This is a genomic window from Martinezella dioscoreae, assembly GCF_009176305.1.
In the GTDB taxonomy this organism is placed as follows: Bacteria; Pseudomonadota; Alphaproteobacteria; order Rhizobiales; family Rhizobiaceae; genus Rhizobium; species Rhizobium dioscoreae.
In genome coordinates this window covers 614,380-634,086 of sequence record NZ_BLAJ01000003.1, presented here as the reverse complement: position 1 = coordinate 634,086, position 19,707 = coordinate 614,380, and the positions used below count along the sequence as shown (strand labels likewise).

The 19,707-nt window shown below is 60.4% G+C and carries 20 protein-coding genes; 11 read left to right on the top strand and 9 right to left on the bottom strand.

The features are described from left to right. Positions 1–15 precede the first annotated feature (15 nt). Both GDN47_RS14955 and GDN47_RS14950 read left to right on the top strand, forming a co-directional pair. Positions 16–1,593, top strand: a complete 1,578-nt coding sequence (locus GDN47_RS14955) for a Ppx/GppA phosphatase family protein (RefSeq protein WP_113330115.1) — start codon at positions 16–18, stop codon at positions 1,591–1,593. Further along, positions 1,590–2,327, top strand: coding sequence for an RlmE family RNA methyltransferase (locus tag GDN47_RS14950; RefSeq protein ID WP_145322554.1), 738 nt, complete (start codon positions 1,590–1,592; stop codon positions 2,325–2,327). The genes GDN47_RS14955 and GDN47_RS14950 overlap by 4 nt, the downstream gene beginning before the upstream one ends. Before the next feature lie 77 nt (positions 2,328–2,404). Here the strand turns inward: GDN47_RS14950 and GDN47_RS14945 are convergent, their stop codons facing one another. Further along, a complete protein-coding gene (locus tag GDN47_RS14945; protein ID WP_113353804.1) occupies positions 2,405–3,835 on the bottom strand; it encodes an MFS transporter in 1,431 nt (476 codons plus the stop codon). Between the two features lie 347 nt (positions 3,836–4,182). On the opposite strand from GDN47_RS14945, the gene GDN47_RS14940 reads away from it, so the two are divergent. Then, complete coding sequence (locus tag GDN47_RS14940) at positions 4,183–5,055, top strand: MBL fold metallo-hydrolase (protein ID WP_152093684.1); 873 nt, start codon at positions 4,183–4,185, stop codon at positions 5,053–5,055. A gap of 29 nt (positions 5,056–5,084) precedes the next feature. Here GDN47_RS14940 and GDN47_RS14935 read toward each other — a convergent pair whose 3' ends face one another. The 3 genes from GDN47_RS14935 to GDN47_RS14925 all read right to left on the bottom strand — a co-directional run bounded on the left by GDN47_RS14935 (position 5,085) and on the right by GDN47_RS14925 (position 7,160). Next, the gene (locus GDN47_RS14935; protein WP_152093683.1) at positions 5,085–6,002 is read right to left on the bottom strand and encodes an alpha/beta fold hydrolase; all 918 of its coding nucleotides are present in this window, start codon (positions 6,000–6,002) and stop codon (positions 5,085–5,087) included. A gap of 99 nt (positions 6,003–6,101) precedes the next feature. Continuing rightward, positions 6,102–6,773, bottom strand: coding sequence for a glycerol-3-phosphate 1-O-acyltransferase PlsY (plsY, locus tag GDN47_RS14930; protein ID WP_152093682.1), 672 nt, complete (start codon positions 6,771–6,773; stop codon positions 6,102–6,104). 15 nt (positions 6,774–6,788) lie between these two features. Continuing rightward, on the bottom strand, positions 6,789–7,160 hold the full coding sequence (locus tag GDN47_RS14925) for an NIPSNAP family protein (protein WP_152093681.1): 372 nt from the start codon (positions 7,158–7,160) through the stop codon (positions 6,789–6,791). 407 nt (positions 7,161–7,567) lie between these two features. On the opposite strand from GDN47_RS14925, the gene guaB reads away from it, so the two are divergent. The 5 genes from guaB (at position 7,568) to GDN47_RS14900 (ending at position 12,035) form a co-directional block, all read left to right on the top strand. Next, a complete protein-coding gene (gene guaB / locus GDN47_RS14920; protein ID WP_113353808.1) occupies positions 7,568–9,052 on the top strand; it encodes an IMP dehydrogenase in 1,485 nt (494 codons plus the stop codon). 3 nt (positions 9,053–9,055) lie between these two features. After that, on the top strand, positions 9,056–9,646 hold the full coding sequence (locus GDN47_RS14915; RefSeq protein ID WP_152093680.1) for a hypothetical protein: 591 nt from the start codon (positions 9,056–9,058) through the stop codon (positions 9,644–9,646). A gap of 98 nt (positions 9,647–9,744) precedes the next feature. Beyond that, positions 9,745–10,167 carry an MAPEG family protein gene (locus GDN47_RS14910; RefSeq protein WP_113353810.1) on the top strand — a complete coding sequence of 141 codons (423 nt, stop codon included), beginning with the start codon at positions 9,745–9,747 and terminating at the stop codon, positions 10,165–10,167. Between the two features lie 144 nt (positions 10,168–10,311). Continuing rightward, on the top strand, positions 10,312–11,193 hold the full coding sequence (locus GDN47_RS14905; RefSeq protein ID WP_152093679.1) for a dienelactone hydrolase family protein: 882 nt from the start codon (positions 10,312–10,314) through the stop codon (positions 11,191–11,193). 209 nt (positions 11,194–11,402) lie between these two features. Next, complete coding sequence (locus tag GDN47_RS14900) at positions 11,403–12,035, top strand: TetR/AcrR family transcriptional regulator (protein WP_069612359.1); 633 nt, start codon at positions 11,403–11,405, stop codon at positions 12,033–12,035. A 34-nt stretch (positions 12,036–12,069) separates the two neighbouring features. On the opposite strand, the gene GDN47_RS14895 is transcribed toward GDN47_RS14900, so the two are convergent. After that, the gene (locus tag GDN47_RS14895; RefSeq protein ID WP_069612360.1) at positions 12,070–13,023 is read right to left on the bottom strand and encodes a LysR substrate-binding domain-containing protein; all 954 of its coding nucleotides are present in this window, start codon (positions 13,021–13,023) and stop codon (positions 12,070–12,072) included. Between the two features lie 201 nt (positions 13,024–13,224). Between GDN47_RS14895 and GDN47_RS14890 the strand changes: the two genes are divergently transcribed. Continuing rightward, positions 13,225–13,524: a YjiS-like domain-containing protein gene (locus GDN47_RS14890; RefSeq protein ID WP_113390243.1), complete on the top strand. Its 300-nt coding sequence runs from the start codon at positions 13,225–13,227 to the stop codon at positions 13,522–13,524. A gap of 191 nt (positions 13,525–13,715) precedes the next feature. Beyond that, the gene (locus GDN47_RS14885) at positions 13,716–14,294 is read left to right on the top strand and encodes a dienelactone hydrolase family protein (RefSeq protein ID WP_113390242.1); all 579 of its coding nucleotides are present in this window, start codon (positions 13,716–13,718) and stop codon (positions 14,292–14,294) included. Between the two features lie 13 nt (positions 14,295–14,307). Here GDN47_RS14885 and GDN47_RS32015 read toward each other — a convergent pair whose 3' ends face one another. Beyond that, entirely contained in the window at positions 14,308–14,445 is a 138-nt protein-coding gene (locus GDN47_RS32015; protein ID WP_162746318.1) for a hypothetical protein, read from the bottom strand. Here GDN47_RS32015 and GDN47_RS14880 point away from each other — a divergent pair. Continuing rightward, on the top strand, positions 14,444–16,042 hold the full coding sequence (locus tag GDN47_RS14880; protein WP_152093678.1) for an ABC-F family ATP-binding cassette domain-containing protein: 1,599 nt from the start codon (positions 14,444–14,446) through the stop codon (positions 16,040–16,042). The genes GDN47_RS32015 and GDN47_RS14880 overlap by 2 nt on opposite strands. Before the next feature lie 7 nt (positions 16,043–16,049). Here GDN47_RS14880 and GDN47_RS14875 read toward each other — a convergent pair whose 3' ends face one another. The 3 genes from GDN47_RS14875 to GDN47_RS14865 all read right to left on the bottom strand — a co-directional run bounded on the left by GDN47_RS14875 (position 16,050) and on the right by GDN47_RS14865 (position 19,546). Further along, complete coding sequence (locus GDN47_RS14875) at positions 16,050–16,928, bottom strand: aldo/keto reductase family oxidoreductase (protein ID WP_152093677.1); 879 nt, start codon at positions 16,926–16,928, stop codon at positions 16,050–16,052. Positions 16,929–17,055: 127 nt separating this feature from the next. Further along, positions 17,056–17,925, bottom strand: a complete 870-nt coding sequence (locus GDN47_RS14870) for a DUF937 domain-containing protein (RefSeq protein ID WP_113395715.1) — start codon at positions 17,923–17,925, stop codon at positions 17,056–17,058. Positions 17,926–18,172: 247 nt separating this feature from the next. Then, positions 18,173–19,546 carry a glutamate--cysteine ligase gene (locus tag GDN47_RS14865; RefSeq protein WP_152093676.1) on the bottom strand — a complete coding sequence of 458 codons (1,374 nt, stop codon included), beginning with the start codon at positions 19,544–19,546 and terminating at the stop codon, positions 18,173–18,175. Positions 19,547–19,707: the final 161 nt, after the last annotated feature.

The window sequence follows — 19,707 nt, the reverse complement described above, 5'->3', positions numbered from 1 at the left end:
CGGTGGAAAAGATACGTGAGTGACCCCGAAAGCGGCCTAGCGCCGCAGGCAGACGGGGCGCCGGCAGCAGAGCGCAGGAAGGGTAAATCCTCCCGGCGCGCGAAGCGTAAGCGCGGTCATGGCCGCCCGAACGCTCATTCTGCGGAGGCTAGCCAGGCAGGTAAGTCCAGCCAGGTGGCGCAGCGCCCAGCAGAGGATGAGGCCGGCTCGCCGGCTAGAAAGCGCAAGCGCCGCCGCCGTGCACGCGGCGCAGCCCAGGGTGGCGCGCAGCCTTCTTCGTCAACACAGCAGTTTTCATCACAGGCGGAGCATCGCGCTTCGACTGAGCATGGCCATCCCTCCTCGCATAAGAGCGGCAAGAATCGGCGCAAGCATCGCAGCAAGCGCGGCCTGCAGGGTCGGCCTCTCGTGCATGAGAAGACGGCGCAGATCGTCGCTCCAGCGAATACGCAGGCGAATGTCCACGCTCCGACCCACGACGATCACCGTCAGAACCGGCAGCCTCAGCCGCGACGTGAAGGCCAGGGGCAGCACCATTATGCCGAGGCTGATTCCCGTCCGCTCGATCTCTATGCCGCTCTCGATCTCGGCACCAACAATTGCCGTCTGCTGATCGCACAGCCGACTCGTCCGGGTCAGTTCCGAGTGGTTGATGCATTTTCCCGCATCGTGCGTCTTGGCGAAGGGCTCGGCGCCAGTGGCCGCCTCTCCAGCGATGCCATGGACCGCGCCGTGGAAGCGCTGCGCATCTGCGCGGCTAAGCTGAAGACCCGCGAGATCCGGCGCATGCGGCTGATCGCGACCGAAGCCTGCCGCGCCGCTGACAACGGCGAAGCGTTTCTAGCAAGGGTGACCGAAGAGACCGGATTGCAGCTCGAAATCATCGACCGCGAAACCGAGGCGCGGCTTGCCGTTTCCGGTTGCTCGTCGCTTGTGGGGCCGGAAGCGCGCTCGGTCGTGCTGTTCGATATTGGCGGCGGCTCTTCGGAAATTGCCGTCATCCGCATCGGCGAGAATCGCTCCAGCCGGCTGGCCAATCACATCACCCATTGGACCTCGCTGCCCGTCGGTGTCGTCACGCTCTCCGAGCGGCATGGCGGTCGCGACGTGACGCCGGAGCTGTTCGAGACGATGGTGTGTGAGGTTCAGCGCATGCTCGAGCGTTTCGATTGCCCGCCGGTTCATGGCGCCGCACGTGACAGCGGCGACTTCCACCTGATCGGGACTTCCGGCACGGTAACGACGCTTGCAGGCGTCCATCTCGATCTGCCGCGCTACGATCGGCGCCGGGTCGATGGCGTCTGGCTGTCGGATGATGAAGTGAGTGCGATGCAGGCGAAGCTCCTGTCCTGGGATTTTGCCGGCCGCGCCGCCAATCCCTGCATCGGGCCGGATCGTGCCGATCTGGTACTGGCGGGTTGCGCCATTCTAGAGGCGATCCGCCGCCGCTGGCCGAGCCCGCGCATGCGCGTTGCTGATCGCGGCCTGCGCGAGGGACTGCTGACCGACATGATGGCAGACGACGGCGTTTGGCGGCGAGGCCGCTCGCGCCGGGGTCATCGACCGAGGGATATGAAGGGGCCGCAGACGTGACCAAGCCAACCATCGCCGGCAACCGCACGGGCCGCAAACTCGGTCAGCGCGTCAAGAAAAAGAAGCTGAAGGCCTCGTCGCGGCAGTGGCTGCAGCGCCATATCAACGATCCCTATGTGCAGCGCGCCCAGCTGGAAGGCTATCGTGCCCGCGCCGCTTTCAAGCTGCTGGAGATCGACGAGAAGCATCAGATCCTCAAGGGCGCGCGACGCATCATCGATCTGGGTGCCGCTCCGGGCAGCTGGTCACAGATCGCCGCCAAGGTGACCGACTCGACCGAGGAGGATATCCGCGTCGCCGCCATCGATTTCCTCGAAATGGCGCCGATACCCGGCGTCAGTATCCTGCAGCTCGATTTCCTCGATCCGACAGCGCCGCAGCGGCTGATCGATGCCGTCGGCGGCACGCCGGATCTCGTGATATCCGATATGGCGGCGCCGACGACGGGCCATCACCGCACCGACCATCTGCGCACGATGCATCTTTGCGAAGTGGCTGCGCATTTCGCCGTCGAGGTGCTGGCGGAAGGCGGACATTTTCTTGCCAAGACCTTCCAGGGCGGCACCGAGCGCGACCTCTTGACCTTCCTGAAACAGAATTTCCGTCAGGTCATCCATGTGAAGCCCGGCGCATCCAGAGCCGAGTCGGTGGAAATGTTCCTGCTGGCGAAGGGCTTCAAGGGCCGGAAGCCGGAAGGCGAGACAGAAGAGGCGGAAGCCGCCGCCGTGCGTTAAGTTCGGCGGCTCTCGATCCATGAATCGGCGAGATCTCGATTACGCTACGGCGTTGCCCAAGCGTAGGGATCGTGTTGTCATTTTGCGGCCGGCTGCTGCACCTGCGGCTGAAGGGCGGCGACGCGCTTGAGACCGGCCTTATGGCCGGAGACCATGGCACCGGCACTGCGATCCATCCGGATGAAGGGGATGGTCGCAAGTACGGTCAGAACCGAGATGCAGAAGAAGGCGATATGGAAATCGCGGACCTGCAGTTCCGTTCCGCTGAAGAAGGTCGAGGTTTCCAGGATCATGGCGGCGACGGCGACACCGAGCGCCAGGCTGATCTGCTGCATGACGGAGCTCATCGATGTCGCCTGGCTTGCCTGCTTGTCGTTGATATCGGCGAAGGCGAGCGCATTGATGCCGGTGAAGAAGAAGGAGCGCGAGAAGCCGCCAATCAGCAGGATGCCGACAATGATGAGGTGTGGCGTCCAGGGCTGGAAGAAGCCGGTGCAGATCGTCGTCAGGGTGGTGATGGCCGCGGCCGAAAGCAGCGCTGTCTTGAAGCCGACGGCGGTAAAGACCCGGCGAGCGATGAATTTCGTCGAGATCGCGCCGATGGCGCCGGCAAAGGTGATGAGGCCGGACTGGAATGGATTGAGGCCGAAGCCGAGCTGCAGCATCAAGGGTGTCAGGAAGGGCATGGCACCGATGCAGATGCGGAACAGCGTGCCCCCGGTGACCGAGGCGCGGAAGGTGGCGTTCTTCAGCAGCGTGAGATCGAGGATCGGGGCCGGGTGACGGCGCGCATGGCCGATATAGAGAAAGCCGCAGACGAAGCCGATGACGACGGCGGAGATGCCGATATAGGGCGGCAGTGCCGGCAGGCTGATGACGGACATGCCGAAGACGATTCCGGATGCGGCGAAAGAGGTCAGCAGGAAACCGATGACATCGAGCTTCGGCGGCATTGTCGCTTCCACGTCGGGCAGGAAGATTGACGCCAAGATCACGCCGAGGATGCCGACGGGCACGTTGATCAGGAAGATCCAGTGCCAGGAGGCATACGTGGTGATGAAACCGCCGAGCGGAGGACCGGCAAGCGGGCCGACGAGCGCGGGAATGGAGAGCAGCGCCATCGCTGACACCAGATCGCTCTTCTGCGTGGTGCGCACCAGCACAAGGCGCCCGACCGGCGTCATCATCGAGCCGCCGACACCCTGCAGGAAGCGGGCGAAGACGAATTCCACGAGGCCGCCCGAGAAGGCGCACATGATGGAGCCGATGACGAAGACACAGATGGCAACACGGAAGATGTTCTTCGCGCCGAAGCGATCCGCCATCCAGCCGCTGATCGGGATGAAGACGGCCAGCGATACCATGTAGGAGGTCAGCGCCAGCTTTAGCGTGATCGGGCCGACATGCAGATCATTGGCGATGGCCGGCAGCGCTGTCGCGATGACGGTGGAATCCATCTGTTCCATGAAAAGGGCTACGGCGAGGATCAATGGAACGATGCGATTCATGGGCATCCGCCTTGATAGGTCTGTCTTCGGAAAGCCGCCGCTCAGGGTGCGATCAGCCGCTCTGTAGTCCTATGCGAGGCTGCTGCCAATCCTGGATTTTGCTCCATCAGCGCTTGGGGATCACGTCTTCGTGATATCCACTGCCGCATCGGGTGGGACGCAGGATTTGACATATGCTAAGAGCATGGAAATGCTAAACGCATAAAACGTCGTCCGGTCTATTAGCGGATTTGGATTGTGTTGTCATGACCAAATTTTCGGTCGTAGACGCGCAACTTCCAGGCCGCCGTCACCGGAGGCTGCGATAGGCGCAGCTTACGCTGCGCATCAACATAAGGAGTGAGTTCATGACTGCCGTCCTGCCCCCGGATACGCATCGGTTCAAATTGGGATCCTGCACCGTCACCGTCGTCAAGGACGGCGCTAACATCATAGACAACCCCTGGGAGACTTTCGGCTCGAACCAGACGCCGGACACCGTTCGCAAACTGCTGGAGCAGAATTTCCTGCCGACGGAAAAATTCGTCAACAGCTATGCGCCCGCCATCATCGACACCGGCTCCGACGTGATCGTCGTCGATACCGGCTTTGGTGCCGCCGGTCGCGCTCGTGGCCTCGGCCGCTTTCGCGAAGGGCTGAAGGCGGTCGGCTACACGCCTGAGCAGGTCACGGTCGTCGCTCTGACGCATCTGCACGGCGATCATATCAATGGATTGATGGAGGAGGATGGCCCGGCCTTTCCGAATGCTCGCTACGTTGCCGGCGAGATCGAATATGGGTTCTGGACCGATACGGCGCGTGAGGGAACACCGGCGGAAGGCGGCCATAAGGCCGTCCTCGCCAATGTCGTGCCCTTCGCCGAAAAGATGACCTTCCTTAGGGATGGCGACCAGATCGTCAGCGGCATGACCGCCATGCTGGCGCCCGGCCACACGCCCGGCCATCTCGTCTTCCACCTAGAATCCGGCGGCAGCCAACTCGTCATGACCGGCGATACCGCCAACCATTATGTCCTATCGCTCGGCCGCCCGGATTGGGAAGTCCGCTTCGATGCGGACAAGGCGCAGGCCGCGAAAACCCGCCGCCGCATCTTCGATATGATCGCCGCCGACCGCATCCCCTTCCTCGGCTTCCACATGCCTTTCCCCGCCGTTGGCTTCGTCGAAAAACAGTCGGAAGGTTTTCGCTACATTCCGAAAAGCTACCAGTTCGATGTTTGAAGACAGCGACTTGATGGCGAGATGTAAGCTCAAGAACGGTCGCGAAAGGGACCATTATCTTGATGCATAACGGCACGGATGGCGCCTGCAAAAGCAGCAGGCGCCTCCTGCGGCAGATTGTGTCCAACCCCTGCAATAATACGTCGTTGGTAAAACGCGGCCTTGAAATGCGGCGCGGCATGGTCGATTGCATCAGGTGGATCGACACCGTCGTCGGCACCTTGCAGAACAAAGGTTGGCACGACGATATCAGGTTGCTTGGCTAGTTCTGCCTCTATGGACTGCAGCTCTGGATCTCCGGGAGTACCGCCGAACCGATGTCGATAGGAATGAATGACGACATCCACAAAATCCGGATTTTCAAATGCCGCAAAGCTCTGTTCGTAAGTTGCGTCAACAAAACTCCATGTGGGAGACCATAGCTTCCAGATGAAACGGCAAAGCTCGCAGCGTTTCTCGCTCAGTCCTCTTCGGCCACGCTCCGAATGGAAGTAATATTGATACCAATAGCGATATTCCTCTTCGGGCGACGCGGGTTGGCCGGCGGCGGTGATGTTCTGGATGTTGTATCCCGTCCCGCAGCTTACCAAACCGCGAACACGCTCGGGCCAAAGGGCAGCGACAATACAGGCTGCCCGGCCACCCCAATCATAGCCGCCAAGCGTCGCCGAAGAAATACCAAGCGCGTCCATGAAAGCCAGAAGGTCCGAACCGAGAGCGGCTTGCTCTCCTGACCGGAAGGTTTCGTCGGAAAGGAATCGCGTCGAGCCGAATCCACGCAGGAACGGCACGAAGCAATGCCATCCATCTCCAGCGAGTCGCTCGGCCACCTGATCGTAAGCATGAATGTCATACGGGAAGCCGTGCAAAAGGATCACCGGCTGGCCGTCGGGCGGCCCGCTTTCCCGATAAGCGATTTCCAGAACGCCGGCTGTGACTGTCTTCATGTGGCATTCCTCTACCGATCAATGGTGCATCCGAGAGGCATTTCAGCATGGCAAAACCGGCTCCAGGTCACAACCGAAATTCGCAAAAGCTCCGCGCATTCAATTCCGGATCACGGCACTTCGCCCGAGACGAGGTTCCGTTCCTGTCAGCAGTCGCTGAATATTCATACGATGGCGCACGATCACATAAAGGCTACCGGCAATCACCAGCAATCGATATGGCAACGGCTGCTCCAAGCCGCAGACAAGGGCAATCGCCGTCAAAGCTGCCAGGATTGAGCCGAGAGAAACAATCCGAAAAATAGCCAGCGTAATGCCAAAAACGGTCACTGCACCTAATCCCACCGGCCAGGCTATCGCCAGCAACAGGCCAAGTCCCGTTGCGACGGATTTGCCGCCCTTAAAATTCAGCCAGATCGGGCGGCTATGCCCCAGCAGAACCGCGAGTCCCGCTAAGCAAACCGCCCACAAAACGAAGTTTTGCTGATCAAGCGCAATCGGCGGCGATATGGATGGCAATGTTTGGAGCCAAGGATAGAACCAACGGGCAAAGACGATTGCCGCGGCTCCTTTCAGCACATCGACCAGGAGCACCACCAAGGCTGGCCACTTCCCAAGGGTCCGCAATACGTTCGTTGCGCCAGTCGATTTGGAACCGAGTTCCCGAATATCAACGCCCTTGAGCAGTCTCCCCGCCAGATAGCCCGTGGGTATGGAGCCCAAGAGATAGGCGATCGCCAATCCCGCGACGCTTGCTATCCAGAAACCCATGAGTGTCACCTCTGTTTAAGACTTTACCCGTAGCACCGGCCGCAAGAAAGTTCGCTCGTAGCTGATGAATGGTGGACTCCTACCGAAGCGTTCGTTTGCGGCAATTCCGTCCGGATCGGCTGCAACACGCTCGCGGTATTGCAGGTAGGTTGTCTCATCTGGAAATGTAAATAGTGCGACCGCTATGTCGCCGGGGCCTTCTTCACCTATGCCCGGAAAGCTCACTCCCGCCTCCGCCGGCTTGTCTCTGGGTATGAAGTAGCCGTGATGCGTTCCGCCATGGCGTTCGATGAGCTCGATCCAAATCCGGCTGTAAGCTTCGAATTCCGAAATTCTATGGTGATCGATGCGGTAGCGAACTTCGCACGTAACCGGGCTTTTGAGCATTGAAAGACCATTTCTTCAACAAGCAGGCCCAAGGGCTCCTGCGTCCGGCCGACCGTGATACCTTATGTCATGGCACAATATGTCATGGCACAATTTTCCGGAATAGACTGCCGCCGTTGCCCCTGTCGGAAGCGCCTGACGACGACGTGGAGCCGAATAACCGGGTCCGCTTCATCGAGGCCTTTGTCGATGGCCACGCCAACATCTAGCGTAAAAATCTCTGAACATTGCAGCCGAATCCCGCGCTGAAGCCAAGGCTTAGCATATCTGCCCCTCGCTTTTTGCTATTCCCTTCCTGTCATGAACGTGTTACCAGCCCTCGCCAACTTCCAAGCAACACTTGCAAGATCGCCCGGTAGACGATTCGTTCCGGGCTTTCCTGTTTTTCACAGACGAAGGAATTGGCCATGGCACGCATTATTGAAACGTCAACCGGGTTGGATGCCCTCACATTCGACGACGTGCTCCTGCAGCCGGGACACTCGGAGGTCATGCCGGGCCAGACGAATATCGCCACCCGCATCGCCCAGGACATCGAGCTCAACCTGCCGATCCTCTCCGCCGCCATGGATACGGTCACGGAAAGCCGTCTTGCGATCGCCATGGCCCAAGCCGGCGGCATGGGTGTTATCCACCGCAATCTGACACCGGTGCAGCAGGCCGAAGAGGTCCGCCAGGTCAAGAAGTTCGAAAGCGGCATGGTGGTCAATCCGGTCACCATCGGCCCCGACGCCACGCTTGCCGAAGCGCTTGCTCTGATGAAGGCCCACGGCATTTCCGGCATCCCGGTCGTCGAAAAGTCGCACCGCCTCGTCGGCATCCTCACCAATCGCGACGTCCGCTTCGCCTCCGACCCCTCCCAGAAGATCTTCGAGCTGATGACCCGCGAAAATCTGGTCACGGTCGCAGAAAGCGTCCAGCAACAGGAAGCCAAGCGCCTGCTGCACAAGCACCGCATCGAAAAGCTGCTTGTCGTTGACGCTGACAGCCGTCTGGTCGGTTTGATCACCGTCAAGGATATCGAGAAGTCGCAGCTGAACCCGAACGCTTCGAAGGATGCTCAGGGCCGCCTGCGCGCTGCCGCCGCCATCAGCGTCGGCGATGACGGTTTCGAACGTGCCGAACGCCTGATTGAGGCTGGCGTCGACCTTCTGGTCGTCGATACCGCCCATGGTCACTCGCAGCGCGTTCTCGATGCCGTCACCCGCGTCAAGAAGCTGTCCAACTCCGTCCGCATCATGGCCGGCAATGTCGCCACCTATGACGGCACGCGGGCGTTGATCGATGCCGGCGCTGACGCCGTCAAGGTCGGTATCGGCCCCGGCTCCATCTGCACGACCCGCATCGTCGCTGGTGTTGGTGTGCCGCAGCTCGCAGCCATCATGTCGGCGGTCGAGGCTGCGCAGGCTCAGAACATTCCCGTCATCGCCGATGGCGGCATCAAGTTCTCCGGCGACCTGGCAAAGGCGATCGCCGCCGGCGCTTCCGCAGCGATGATCGGCTCGCTGCTTGCCGGTACGGATGAAAGCCCGGGCGAGGTTTATCTCTACCAGGGCCGCTCCTTCAAGGCCTATCGCGGCATGGGCTCCGTCGGCGCCATGGCGCGCGGCTCGGCCGACCGCTACTTCCAGGCCGAGGTCCGCGACACGTTGAAGCTCGTGCCGGAAGGCATCGAAGGCCAGGTTCCCTATAAGGGGCCTGTCTCCGGCGTGCTGCATCAGCTCGCAGGCGGCCTCAAAGCGGCCATGGGCTATGTCGGCGGTGCCGACCTCAAGGATTTCCAGGAGCGCGCGACCTTCGTGCGCATCTCCGGCGCGGGCCTGCGCGAAAGCCATGCCCATGACGTCACGATCACCCGCGAAAGCCCGAACTATCCGGGCGCAGGCGGCTGATTGATGGCAGATCGCGCTTCGGGCAACGCCAGGTCCTTACAGGGCCTGGCGGCGATCCTTGCGGCTCTTTCGCTGGCACTCTTCGCCTGGATCTATGCCGGCTTCGCAAGAGCATTCAGCGATGCCGCCGCCGGCCAGTCGATGCTCGATGTGCGCATCGGCGGCTATGAGAGCGAAGATGTCATCGCCATGCTGCGCTATCTCCGGGAGCATCCCGATCCGGCCGCGATCCTGCATTCTATGTATCTCGGGCCGGAGCTGATCTTCCCGCTGGTGCTGGGCGGGTTGCTGTTTTGCCTGATGCGGCTGGTCGGCCCCGGCGGTTTTTTCTTCGGCCGGCCGATCCCACCGGGTGGGACCACGGTCATTTTCTGCCTGCCGATCTTTTATACGCTTGTCGATTATGCCGAGAATATCGCCGGCCTGATGCTCTATCCGCCGGCAATGCCCTCCGATGCCACGGTATCGCTGCTTGCGACCCTCCTGCCCATCATCATCAGGCTGAAATTTCTGACGCTGGTTGTGACAGTGATTCTGCTGGTCCGTTTTGCGATTTTTCGCTACCTATCGCGCGACAGTTCCAAACCGTCCTGATCGACTACAGTGCCGCGCGTCATATGCGACGCGCAAAGGTCGCTGCAGCATTTCAGATCTACTGTATAGCTTTCGGAAGTTCCAAAGGAGTTGGCCGCGTGACAGGCTATGAAATGTTCTGGCCCATGGTGGCGCATGCGGTACTGGTTTTCATCCTCTATGCGCTCCTGGGATGGCGCCGCCGTGTGCTGGTGAAGGCCGGCCGCATTCAGCCAGAGCAATTCCGCGAAAATCATGCAGCCGATGAGCCAGCGGAAAGCTTGGTAGTGCGAAACAGCCTCGCCAATCAGTTCGAACTTCCCTTGCTCTTCCATGCCTGCTGCATCGTACTCTACACCACACAGGCCGATAATCTGGCGGCCGTGATCCTCGCCTGGATTTTTGTCGCGGCACGCTACGCTCATGCCTTCGTGCATGTGACCAGCAACGATCTGCGCTATCGCAGTCCGCTCTTCGCCCTTGGTTTTGCAGCCCTGGTCTGCATGTGGGGCTGGCTCGGCATCTGGCTCACCTTCTCCTGATGCAGGATGACGACCGCAGCCGCAACCTGCGGTAACGCGTTTGTGTTTTTCCTTTCCCATTGCGGTGAGATCCGCTGACCTATCTTGTCAGCGGGTGGCCGGTCGTTTGTTGCCTGCTGCCGGGGAAACAGGGAGAACAGGATCATGAGCACGGAAAAGCCGGTTGTGACGCAGGCGATGATCAACGCCTATGACGAATACACGCATCTGACGCTCGATCGTCGGGGTTTCATGGAAAAGCTGACCAAGCTCGCAGGCTCGGCCGGGGCCGCCGCCGCCATCGCGCCGCTGCTTGCCGCCAACAAGGCGAGTGCCGAGATCATTGCCGCCGACGATAGCAGGCTGGACACGAAGGACGTGACCTTTGCCGGCAGCAAGGGCGAGATGAAGGGGTATCTCGCCCGCCCGAAAGATGCGGCCGGCAAGCTCGGTGGTGTCATCGTCATCCACGAGAACCGAGGCCTCAACCCGCATATCCGCGATGTCGCCCGCCGCGTAGCGCTGGAAGGTTTCGTGGCGCTGGCGCCGGATTTCTTGTCTCCGCTGGGCGGCACGCCCGAGGATGAGGACAAGGCGCGCGACATGTTCACCAATCTCGATCCGGCATTGACGGCCGCCAATGCCGAAGCGAGCCTGACTTACCTCGCAAAGACGGATGGCGCCAACGGCAAGGTCGGTGCCGTCGGCTTCTGCTGGGGTGGTGGCCTAGTCAACCGTTTTGCGACCATCTCGCCGGAGCTGAAGGCAGGCGTTGCCTATTACGGCGCGCAGCCGCCCGCGGGCGAGGTTCCGAAAATCAAGGCGGCCCTATTGCTACACTATGCCGGCCTCGACGATCGCATCAACGCCGGTATCGATGCCTATCGCAAGGAGTTGCAGGCAGGCGGTAAGACCTTCGAAATCTTCGTCTATGAAGGCGTCAATCATGCTTTCAACAATGACACCTCGGCCGCCCGTTACGACAAGAAGGCAGCCGATCTCGCCTGGGGAAGGACGGTGGAATTCTTGAAGAAATACGTGTCCTAGAACGACACAAATCGCCGACGTTGACGTGTCGGCGATCGGTTGGTTACGAGGGCGAAACCATGTTTCGGCCTCGTTTTCCGGAGTCTGATTACGGCTCCTAAGTGATGATTAAAATTGAGCTTTTCCCGTTTACGCGCATTGAACGCGTCTGGTGTCATAGCGTCTGCGCGCTTGAGCGCCGTTCAGTGTGAGAATGAAACGGGAAGAGCATGAATCCGGATAGTCCCGACCGCATTACGTTCCGAAAGAGGCCACAGCAGGAGCGAAGCATCCAGCGTGTCGATGCCATTCTGTCGGTCGCGGCCGCGCTGATCGCCGAGAAGGGGGTGAGCGCGATGAAGATGACCGAGCTGGCTGCGGTTGCCGCGATCCCGATCGGCTCCGTCTATCAGTATTTTCCGGACAAGGCGGCGATCGTCCGTGCCTTGCTCGAACGGCATTCCAGCCGCATCAGGCTAAAGGTGGGAGAGGCTTTTGCCTTCGTGACATCGCTCGATCACGCCATCGAGCTCGTCTGCACCATGATCGATTGGTATTATCGCGAGTTTCGCAGCGATCCCGCCTATCTCGGCGTCTGGCTAGGTACGGACATCGACAGGGATATCCTTCAGCTCAACATTCAACACAGCAATCGTGTCGCCGAAATTTTCCTGGACAGCATTCGGCCTTTTCTGCCGGCTGAAAGCCGCATCGACCTCGAGGCGCGCACGCAGCTGTTCAGCCATCTGATCGGCGCATCCGTCCGCTTTGCCATCATGAGCGACGACGAGATGGCAAAGCGCATGTTGCACGAATGGAAGCAGGTGATCCGCGCCACCCTGCTGGCGGAGCCGGAGCAGTAACCACTCGAAAGTAACAGGCTGGTGCGCTTCGAGCTCACCAGCCCGGTAGAATGTGCCCGGCGCGCAGTCGCGGATAGAAGCGCGTGTAGGTTTTCACCTCGCCATCAAGATCGTCATCCACCGCAGCCGGCGTGATGTTGTCGAGGCAGGCGGAGATATGCGCTGTGATGGCGTTCATCAGCGATACGGAAAGGCCGGCCCGCTTCATGATGCCGATCTGCACCGGCGGCAGCGGTGGGAAGCCATCGGCTTGGGTCAGTACCTTCATGCCGGTCCTGAGCGCCGATTCCGGCATGACCGAAACCGCCATGCCAGCAAGTACGGCCGCGGCAACGACAGTGCAGGACCAGCTGGTGAACAGGATTTGATAGTCGCGGCCGCCGGCATCAAGCGCCGAGCAGGCGAGCTGGCGCCACTGACAGTCGCGACGGCCGACGGCGAGCGGAATGGGCGCATCATCGCGCAGCGGATGGTTGGCCGAGCCGACCCAGCAGAGCGGCTCCGTTCGAACGACGTCCGACATGCGTTCGCGCGGATTGTGGGTGACGAGCGCGATATCGAGCTCGCCGCGATGCATGCGCTCGGCAAGGTCGACCGAGGGCTCGCAGACGATGTAGAGCTCGACATTCGGATGCGTCTTCGCAAAACGGCCGATGATTTCGGGCATGTAGCGATCGGCATAATCGTCCGGTGTGCCGATGCGCAGCGTGCCTTCGAGACGGTTGTCATCGAAAGCGGCGATGGCCTCGTTGTTCAGGCGAATGATGCGGCGGGCATAGTTCAGCAGCTTGTCGCCTTCCGCCGTCAGGCGGTTGCCGCGTCCATCCTTGATGAAAAGCTGCTTGCCGACGCGCTCTTCCAGCCGGCGCATCTGCATGGAGACGGCCGATTGTGTCTTGAACACCCGGTCGGCCGCCTTGGTGAAGCTTCCGGAATCCACGATTGCGATGAAGGTCTGCAACTGATCGATATCAAGCGGCGCGGACATGGGCTCACCTATAAAGGAGTTTGATAGTTATCATTAGAAACATTCGTTGGACTGATCAATAGGCCTTTGGCATCTTCCGAATGCAATTCAGCATACCAATCGAACAGAAACACCTGTCGAACTCCTCCCGGCCTACGCCCCTTTTCCGGATCGCCGAAAAGGGGCTGGGCTCGCGTGTGCCCAAAGAAAAGGAATACGGAAATGCGCACGACAGATCGGACCCTTGACCTCGGCCTAGCAACGCCATCGCTGTCGCTGACGGCACGGGTTATGCTTGCTTTGAGCAATGTCGCATCGATCTGGCGCGCAATCCGAAATCGCAAGGAAATCGAATATCTGAATGAGCTGAACGACAGTCAGCTGCACGATATCGGCCTCACCAGGCAGGATCTGAACGCTGCGCTGACCACCTCGACCTTCTTCGGGGATCCGTCCGGCCATCTCACCAATTCCGCGCGTCGCTGCACGCGCCTCTCTGCCTCCAGCAGCTTAAGAGGCTGATGGCGGACAATAGTTTCCCCGCAGGGTGATAGCCAATAAGCCCTGCCTCTTTCCCGGTGTTCGGCCCAAGGGCCAACACCGGGTTTTTTCTTTCTGAAGACCGTGTTTCCGCCATAGATCATGCGCGGGCAAGTTGCTTCCGGCGGCAACTGTCTTATCTAACGACCAGATCCGATAATAGGGAAGCGATGATGGCAACTGTGATCTTCTTCCATTCCGTCTATGGTCTGCGCTCACTCGAGCATGAGGCGGTCGAGCGTGTGCAGGCGGCAGGCCACAAGGCTTTCGCGCCGGATCTCTATGACGGCCTGATCGCCCGGTCGATCGAAGAAGGGTTCGAATTCAAGGACGAGATCGGCTGGCCGACGATCTGCGAGCGCGCCGAATGGGCGTTGGCCGGTTTGCCGGCCTCGACCGTGCTGGCCGGCTTTTCGATGGGCGCCGCCGTCGCCGCCAGCCTCTGGCCCAAGCGGGAAAAGACCGCCGGCATCCTGTTCCTGCATGGCATTGCCTCCATCGCCGAAAATGCCCGCAAGGGTCTGCCCCTGCAGCTTCATCTGGCAGATCCCGATCCATTCGAACCGGAGGAAGACGTTGCCACCTGGCGGCAAGGCGTCACCAAGTCCGGCATCGCGGCAGAAATCTTTCGGTATCCGGGCGGCGGCCACCTATACACCGATGCCAGCCTGCCGGATTATAACGCCCAGGCCGCCGATCTCACCTGGAAGCGTGTCATCGACTTCCTTGGCGCCATCGATGCCAATACGTGAAATGCCTGCATCTTCACTCGCAGGACTTGAACTGATGATGCCGCTCGCCTAATTTATGAGCATCGTTGATACCAACAGGATGTGTGCAGCAATGGATTCCATCTCGACCGCAATGCCGTTCAGCCTTGCCATCGAGGACATTCTTGCTCATGCCCATATCCATCGTTCTATCCAATCTCTCGTGGTCCACGCCTGACGGCCGGCCGCTTCTTTCCCATCTCGATCTGAGCTTCGGCGCCGAGCGCACCGGCCTTGTCGGACGCAACGGCGTCGGCAAGACGACGCTGACCAAGCTGATCTCCGGCGAGCTGCAGCCGCAATCCGGCAGCATCTCGTTCAACGGCCGATTGGGAATCCTGCGCCAGAGCGTGCAGGTGGAGGCGGACGAAACCGTCGCCGATCTCGTCGGTGCAAGCGAAGCCCTTGCTGTCCTGAAGCGGGCGGAAGCCGGCGAGGCGACCAATGATGAACTCGCCTTGGCTGACTGGACGCTCGAGTCACGCATTGCCGCGGCTCTTGATCGTGTTGGGCTGGACGTCGTCCCGGAAACGCTTCTCGTGACCCTGTCGGGGGGACAGCGCACCCGTTGCGGTCTTGCTGCCCTTATCGTCGACGATCCCGATTTTCTCATTCTCGACGAACCCACAAACAATCTCGATCGCGACGGCCGCGCAGCTGTCATCGATCTGCTTGCGGGCTGGAGGGCAGGTGCCATCGTCATCAGCCACGATCGCGAGTTGCTCGACACCATGGATGCGATTGTCGAACTGACATCGCTCGGCGCCTCCCGTTACGGCGGCAACTGGACGCAGTATCGCGAACGCAAGGCGCTGGAGCTTTCCGCCGCCGAACATGATTTTACCGAGGCAGAGAAGCGTGTCGCCGAAGTCGAAAGAAGCGCCCAGGCGGCCATCGAACGGCAGGCACGGCGAGACAAGGCGGGCCGGAAGATGGCGGCCAAGGGCGGTATTCCGCGCATCATGCTCGGCGGCTTGAAGGAGCGGGCTGAAATGACAAGCGCGGAGAATACGCGGCTCGCCGAACGCCGCCGCGCCCAGGCTCTGCAGGATGCCGCTGCCGCCCGCGAGAAGATAGAGGTTCTACAGCCGCTGACCGTGAAGCTGCCGACATCAGGATTGCCAGCAAACAGGATCGTCCTCAAGATGGAAGGCGTCACTGCTGGCTACGAGCCAGAGCGGCCAATCCTGCGCGACTTCAATTTCATCATGACGGGGCCGGAACGCGTTGCCGTCACCGGGCCGAACGGCTCGGGCAAGACGACACTGCTGGCGCTGGTCTCCGGCGCGCTAAAACCCTGGAGCGGCACGGTGCGGGTCGTCCATTCCGCTTTACTGGACCAAAGGGTCAGCCTTCTCGATCCATCGATTTCGATCCGCGACAATTTCCGCAGGATCAACCCTTATGCGGATGAAAATGCCTGCCGGGCTGCCCTGGCGCGCTTCATGTTCCGGGCTAATGCCGCGTTGCAGACCGCCTCCAGTCTGAGCGGCGGCCAGCTTCTGCGCGCCGGGCTTGCCTGCGTGCTCGGCGGCACGGTGCCGCCATCGCTGTTGATCCTCGACGAACCGACCAACCATCTCGATATCGATTCGATCGCGGCGGTCGAGGCCGGGCTGCGGGCCTATGACGGCTCGCTTCTGGTCGTCAGCCACGATGAGGTGTTTCTCGACAATATCGGCATAGAGACGCGGCTCGAGTTGCCTGCTCGATTCCCCTCGGATCGGTGAAGGGGCGTCAGGCGTGGCTGGTGCTGGCGATGCGATCGAGTTCGGCAATCGCATCCTCCGGCAGCTTGAGTTCCGCAGCCGCGATATTCTGCTTGAGATGCGTAAGCGACGACGTACCGGGAATGAGCAGGATATTGGGGGCACGCTCCAGCAGCCAGGCAAGAGCCACCTGCATGGGCGTTGCGTTCAGCCGGGCAGCGACATCGGAAAGCGCTGAGGACTGCAGCGGCGTGAAGCCGCCGAGCGGGAAGAACGGCACATAGGCGATCCCGTCGCGCTCAAGCTCATCAACCAGCGCGTCATCCGTACGCTGCGCCAGATTGTAGAGGTTCTGGACGCAGACGATCTCGGTGATCTTGCGTCCCTCGGCAATCTGGCTGCGTGTGACGTTGCTCAGCCCGATATGGCGCACCAGACCCTGCCGCTTAAGTTCCGCAAGGGCGGTCAGTGGTGCCTCGATCGAACCCTCGGTCGGGTGGTGCGGGTTGATCATGACGCGGAGATTGACGACGTCGAGTACATCCAGCCCCAGATTGCTTAGATTATCGTGCACCGCCTGCTTCAGCTCATCGGCGGAGAAGGCCGGGAGCCAGGAGGCATCCGCACCGCGCCGTGCGCCGATTTTTGTGACGATGACGAGATCGTCGCGATAGGGATGGAGCGCTTCCCGGATCAGCTGGTTGGTCACATGCGGACCGTAGAAATCGCTGGTATCGATATGGTCAATGCCGGAGGCGATGGCTTCGCGCAGAACCGCGAGTACCGTCTCGTGGTCCTTCGGCGGGCCGAAGACGCCGGGGCCTGCAAGCTGCATGGCGCCGTAGCCGAGCCGTTTGACCTTGAGGTTGCCGAGGGTGAAGCTTCCGGATTGATCGATGCTGGACATGGCTATCTCCTTTTCAAGATGAAAGCAGAAATAGGCTCAGTCGCAGTGTATGATAACTGGGCGCAATGTGTACAGGCTGTGCGGAATTGCGAACAGTGAGCAGGAATCGAAAGCAAGTAGCCAAGCATCACTTCTGTTTCGGAGCAGGCTTGTCCTCGCTCTTCAAATAGCTGTCGAAGATCGCTTCCATGTTTTTCTGATAGGTCTTCTGCACTTCGAGGCCGCTGTCGAACATGGCGTTGAACATCTCGGTATAGGCCGCCATGTCGACGCCGACGGCGGGCTTGGCCTTCGGCTCTTCCTTCGGCGGCTCTGACGGCATCGGGAAGTTCTTCATCATGTCCTGAAACGCCTTGGCGAAGGGATTGTCGAGGAAAGGATTGGTCGGCGCCGGCTTCTCGCGCTTGACCGAATCGGCGCCGAACATCAGCTCCATTGCCTGGGTGAAAGGATTGTCGAAGATGCTCGCCTGCGGCGTCGGCTGCTGCTTGGGCGCAAAGCCGATGCTCTGCAGCCAGCCCTGCATCATCTCGCCCATATCGGTGTTGAGGAAGGGATTGGCCATCTGCGGGATCTGGCCGCTGGTTTCCTTGAAGAGACCGCCCATCAGCGTATCGGCCATGGCGGGCAGCATGCGCTTGTAAATCTCCTGGCCGATGCCGGTCATCTGTGCGGCCTGGGCAGCGACCGCGCGGGAAACCTCCTTCGAGCCGAACAGCCGTCCGAGCACGGCATTGCCGTCGGCAATGCCTTCGGGCGTAAAGGCCTTGGTCATGTCCTCGAAATATTTGGCATAATTGCCGGATGAGATATCCCGCATCACGCCGACGAAATTATAGGGATCGGTGGCGCTGCGCTTGAAGCCGGAGGAAAAGGCCGGCATCAGCGCGGCCATTGCTTTCGTCGCCTGCTCCTGCGCCAGATTGAACTGCTTGGCCATGGCGTCCGTGGCGGCGCCATTCTGTGCCTGCATCATCATGTCGAAGAGTGGCAGCATCGAAGTCCCTTTCCCCGCTAGAGCGTGATGCCGAAAAGTGTAAGCGGTTTTCGGATGACATCACGCTCTATTTCTTTGATTCTAGAGCGGATTCAGATTTTAGGTCGAACAGACCTAAAATCATCCGGCTCTAGGAGGCCGCTTCGGAATCAGGCGGCGCTTGATTCCGATAGTATAGCGGAAAAGGGAGGGCGCATACCGGTTTTTGCCGTGAAGTCGCTGGGCAACGACGGCAGATAAGCGCCTATCAGTACTGATATTCCTCGAAGATCGGCTCGACCGACTGGTTCCAGCGGCCGTTGTAGAGCATCAAGAGATCGTCGGCGAGCGTGCCCTTCTTGGCGAGCACTTCGTCGAGCGGTGCGAGGAAGACGGTTTCATCCTGCCCGTCGCCATTCAAGCGATTGCGGTTCTTCAGCCCGAGACGGGAAATGCCGACCACTTCGCGAGCGATTTCGAGGAGGCCATGGCCCTTGATCGCCGCCTTCAGGCCCTGTGCCGGTACGACGTTCCGCAGCGCATTGACCTCTTGGAAGTTCCAGTCCTTGGTCAGCTCGTCGGCGGCTGTCAGTGCCTCGTCGTCATAGAGCAGGCCGACCCAGAAGGCCGGCAGCGCACAGATGCGACGCCAGGGGCCGCCGTCCGCGCCGCGCATCTCAAGGAAGCGCTTGAGGCGGACATCGGGGAACAGCGTCGAGAGATGGTTCGTCCAGTCGCCCATCGTCGGCTCCCAATCGGCGATCTCACCCTTCAGCGCACCGTCCATGAACTGGCGGAAGGTGACGTGCGTACAGTCGTGATAGCGGCCGTCGCGAACGACGAAATACATGGGCACGTCGAGCGCCCACTTCACATAGTCTTCGAAGCCGAAATCATCCTTGAAGGTGAAATCGAGCAGGCCGCCGCGACGATTGTCGGTATCTTTCCAGATTTCGCCGCGCCAGGAGGAAAGCCCGTTTGGCTTGCCATCGGTGAAAGGGGAGGAGGCGAAGAGCGCCGTTGCCAGCGATTGCAGTTTCATCGACACGCGCATCTTGCGGCGCATGTCGGCTTCAGACGAAAAGTCGAGGTTCACCTGGATGGTGCAGGTGCGGTACATCATGTCGAGACCCATGGTGCCGACCTTCGGCATGTAGCGGGTCATGATCTCGTAGCGCGATTTCGGCATGCGCGGCGTTTCGGCGAGCGTCCATTTCGGGCTGCCGCCGACGCCGAGGAAGCGGATGTCCATCGGCTCGGCGATTTCGCGCACCGTCGCGAGATGGGCATTCGATTCTTTACAGGTCTGGTGAATGGTTTCGAGCGGCGCGCCGGAGAGTTCGAACTGCCCGCCCGGCTCGATCGAGATGGCGCCCATGCCCGAGGGTTCACCGAGCCCGATGATGTTGTCACCGTCCATGATGGGATCCCAGCCGCTCTTCTTCTGCAGCCCCGTGAGGAGCGCGGAAATGCTGGCCTCGCCGAAATAGGGCACAGGGCTGTTGTCGGCGCGGAAGAACACGAATTTCTCGTGCTCGGTGCCGATGCGAAATTTCTCCTGCGGTTTGCAGCCTGCGGCCAGATAGGCCGTCATTTCCGAGACCGAGGAGAGCGGAGTCTGGTCGGTAGTATCGCGCGCCATGGTATTACCTTAGATCTCGGAGAAGAACCCGCGCAAGCCGCAGGTCAATAGGAGGGTGATTGACGCGGATTGAGGTACGGTGCAAGTGAATTTCTTTCAAGGGTCGTTCAAAAAAATAGGATTTTATGTCTCGCAACTGCATCACAGCCGTGTCAGCCACC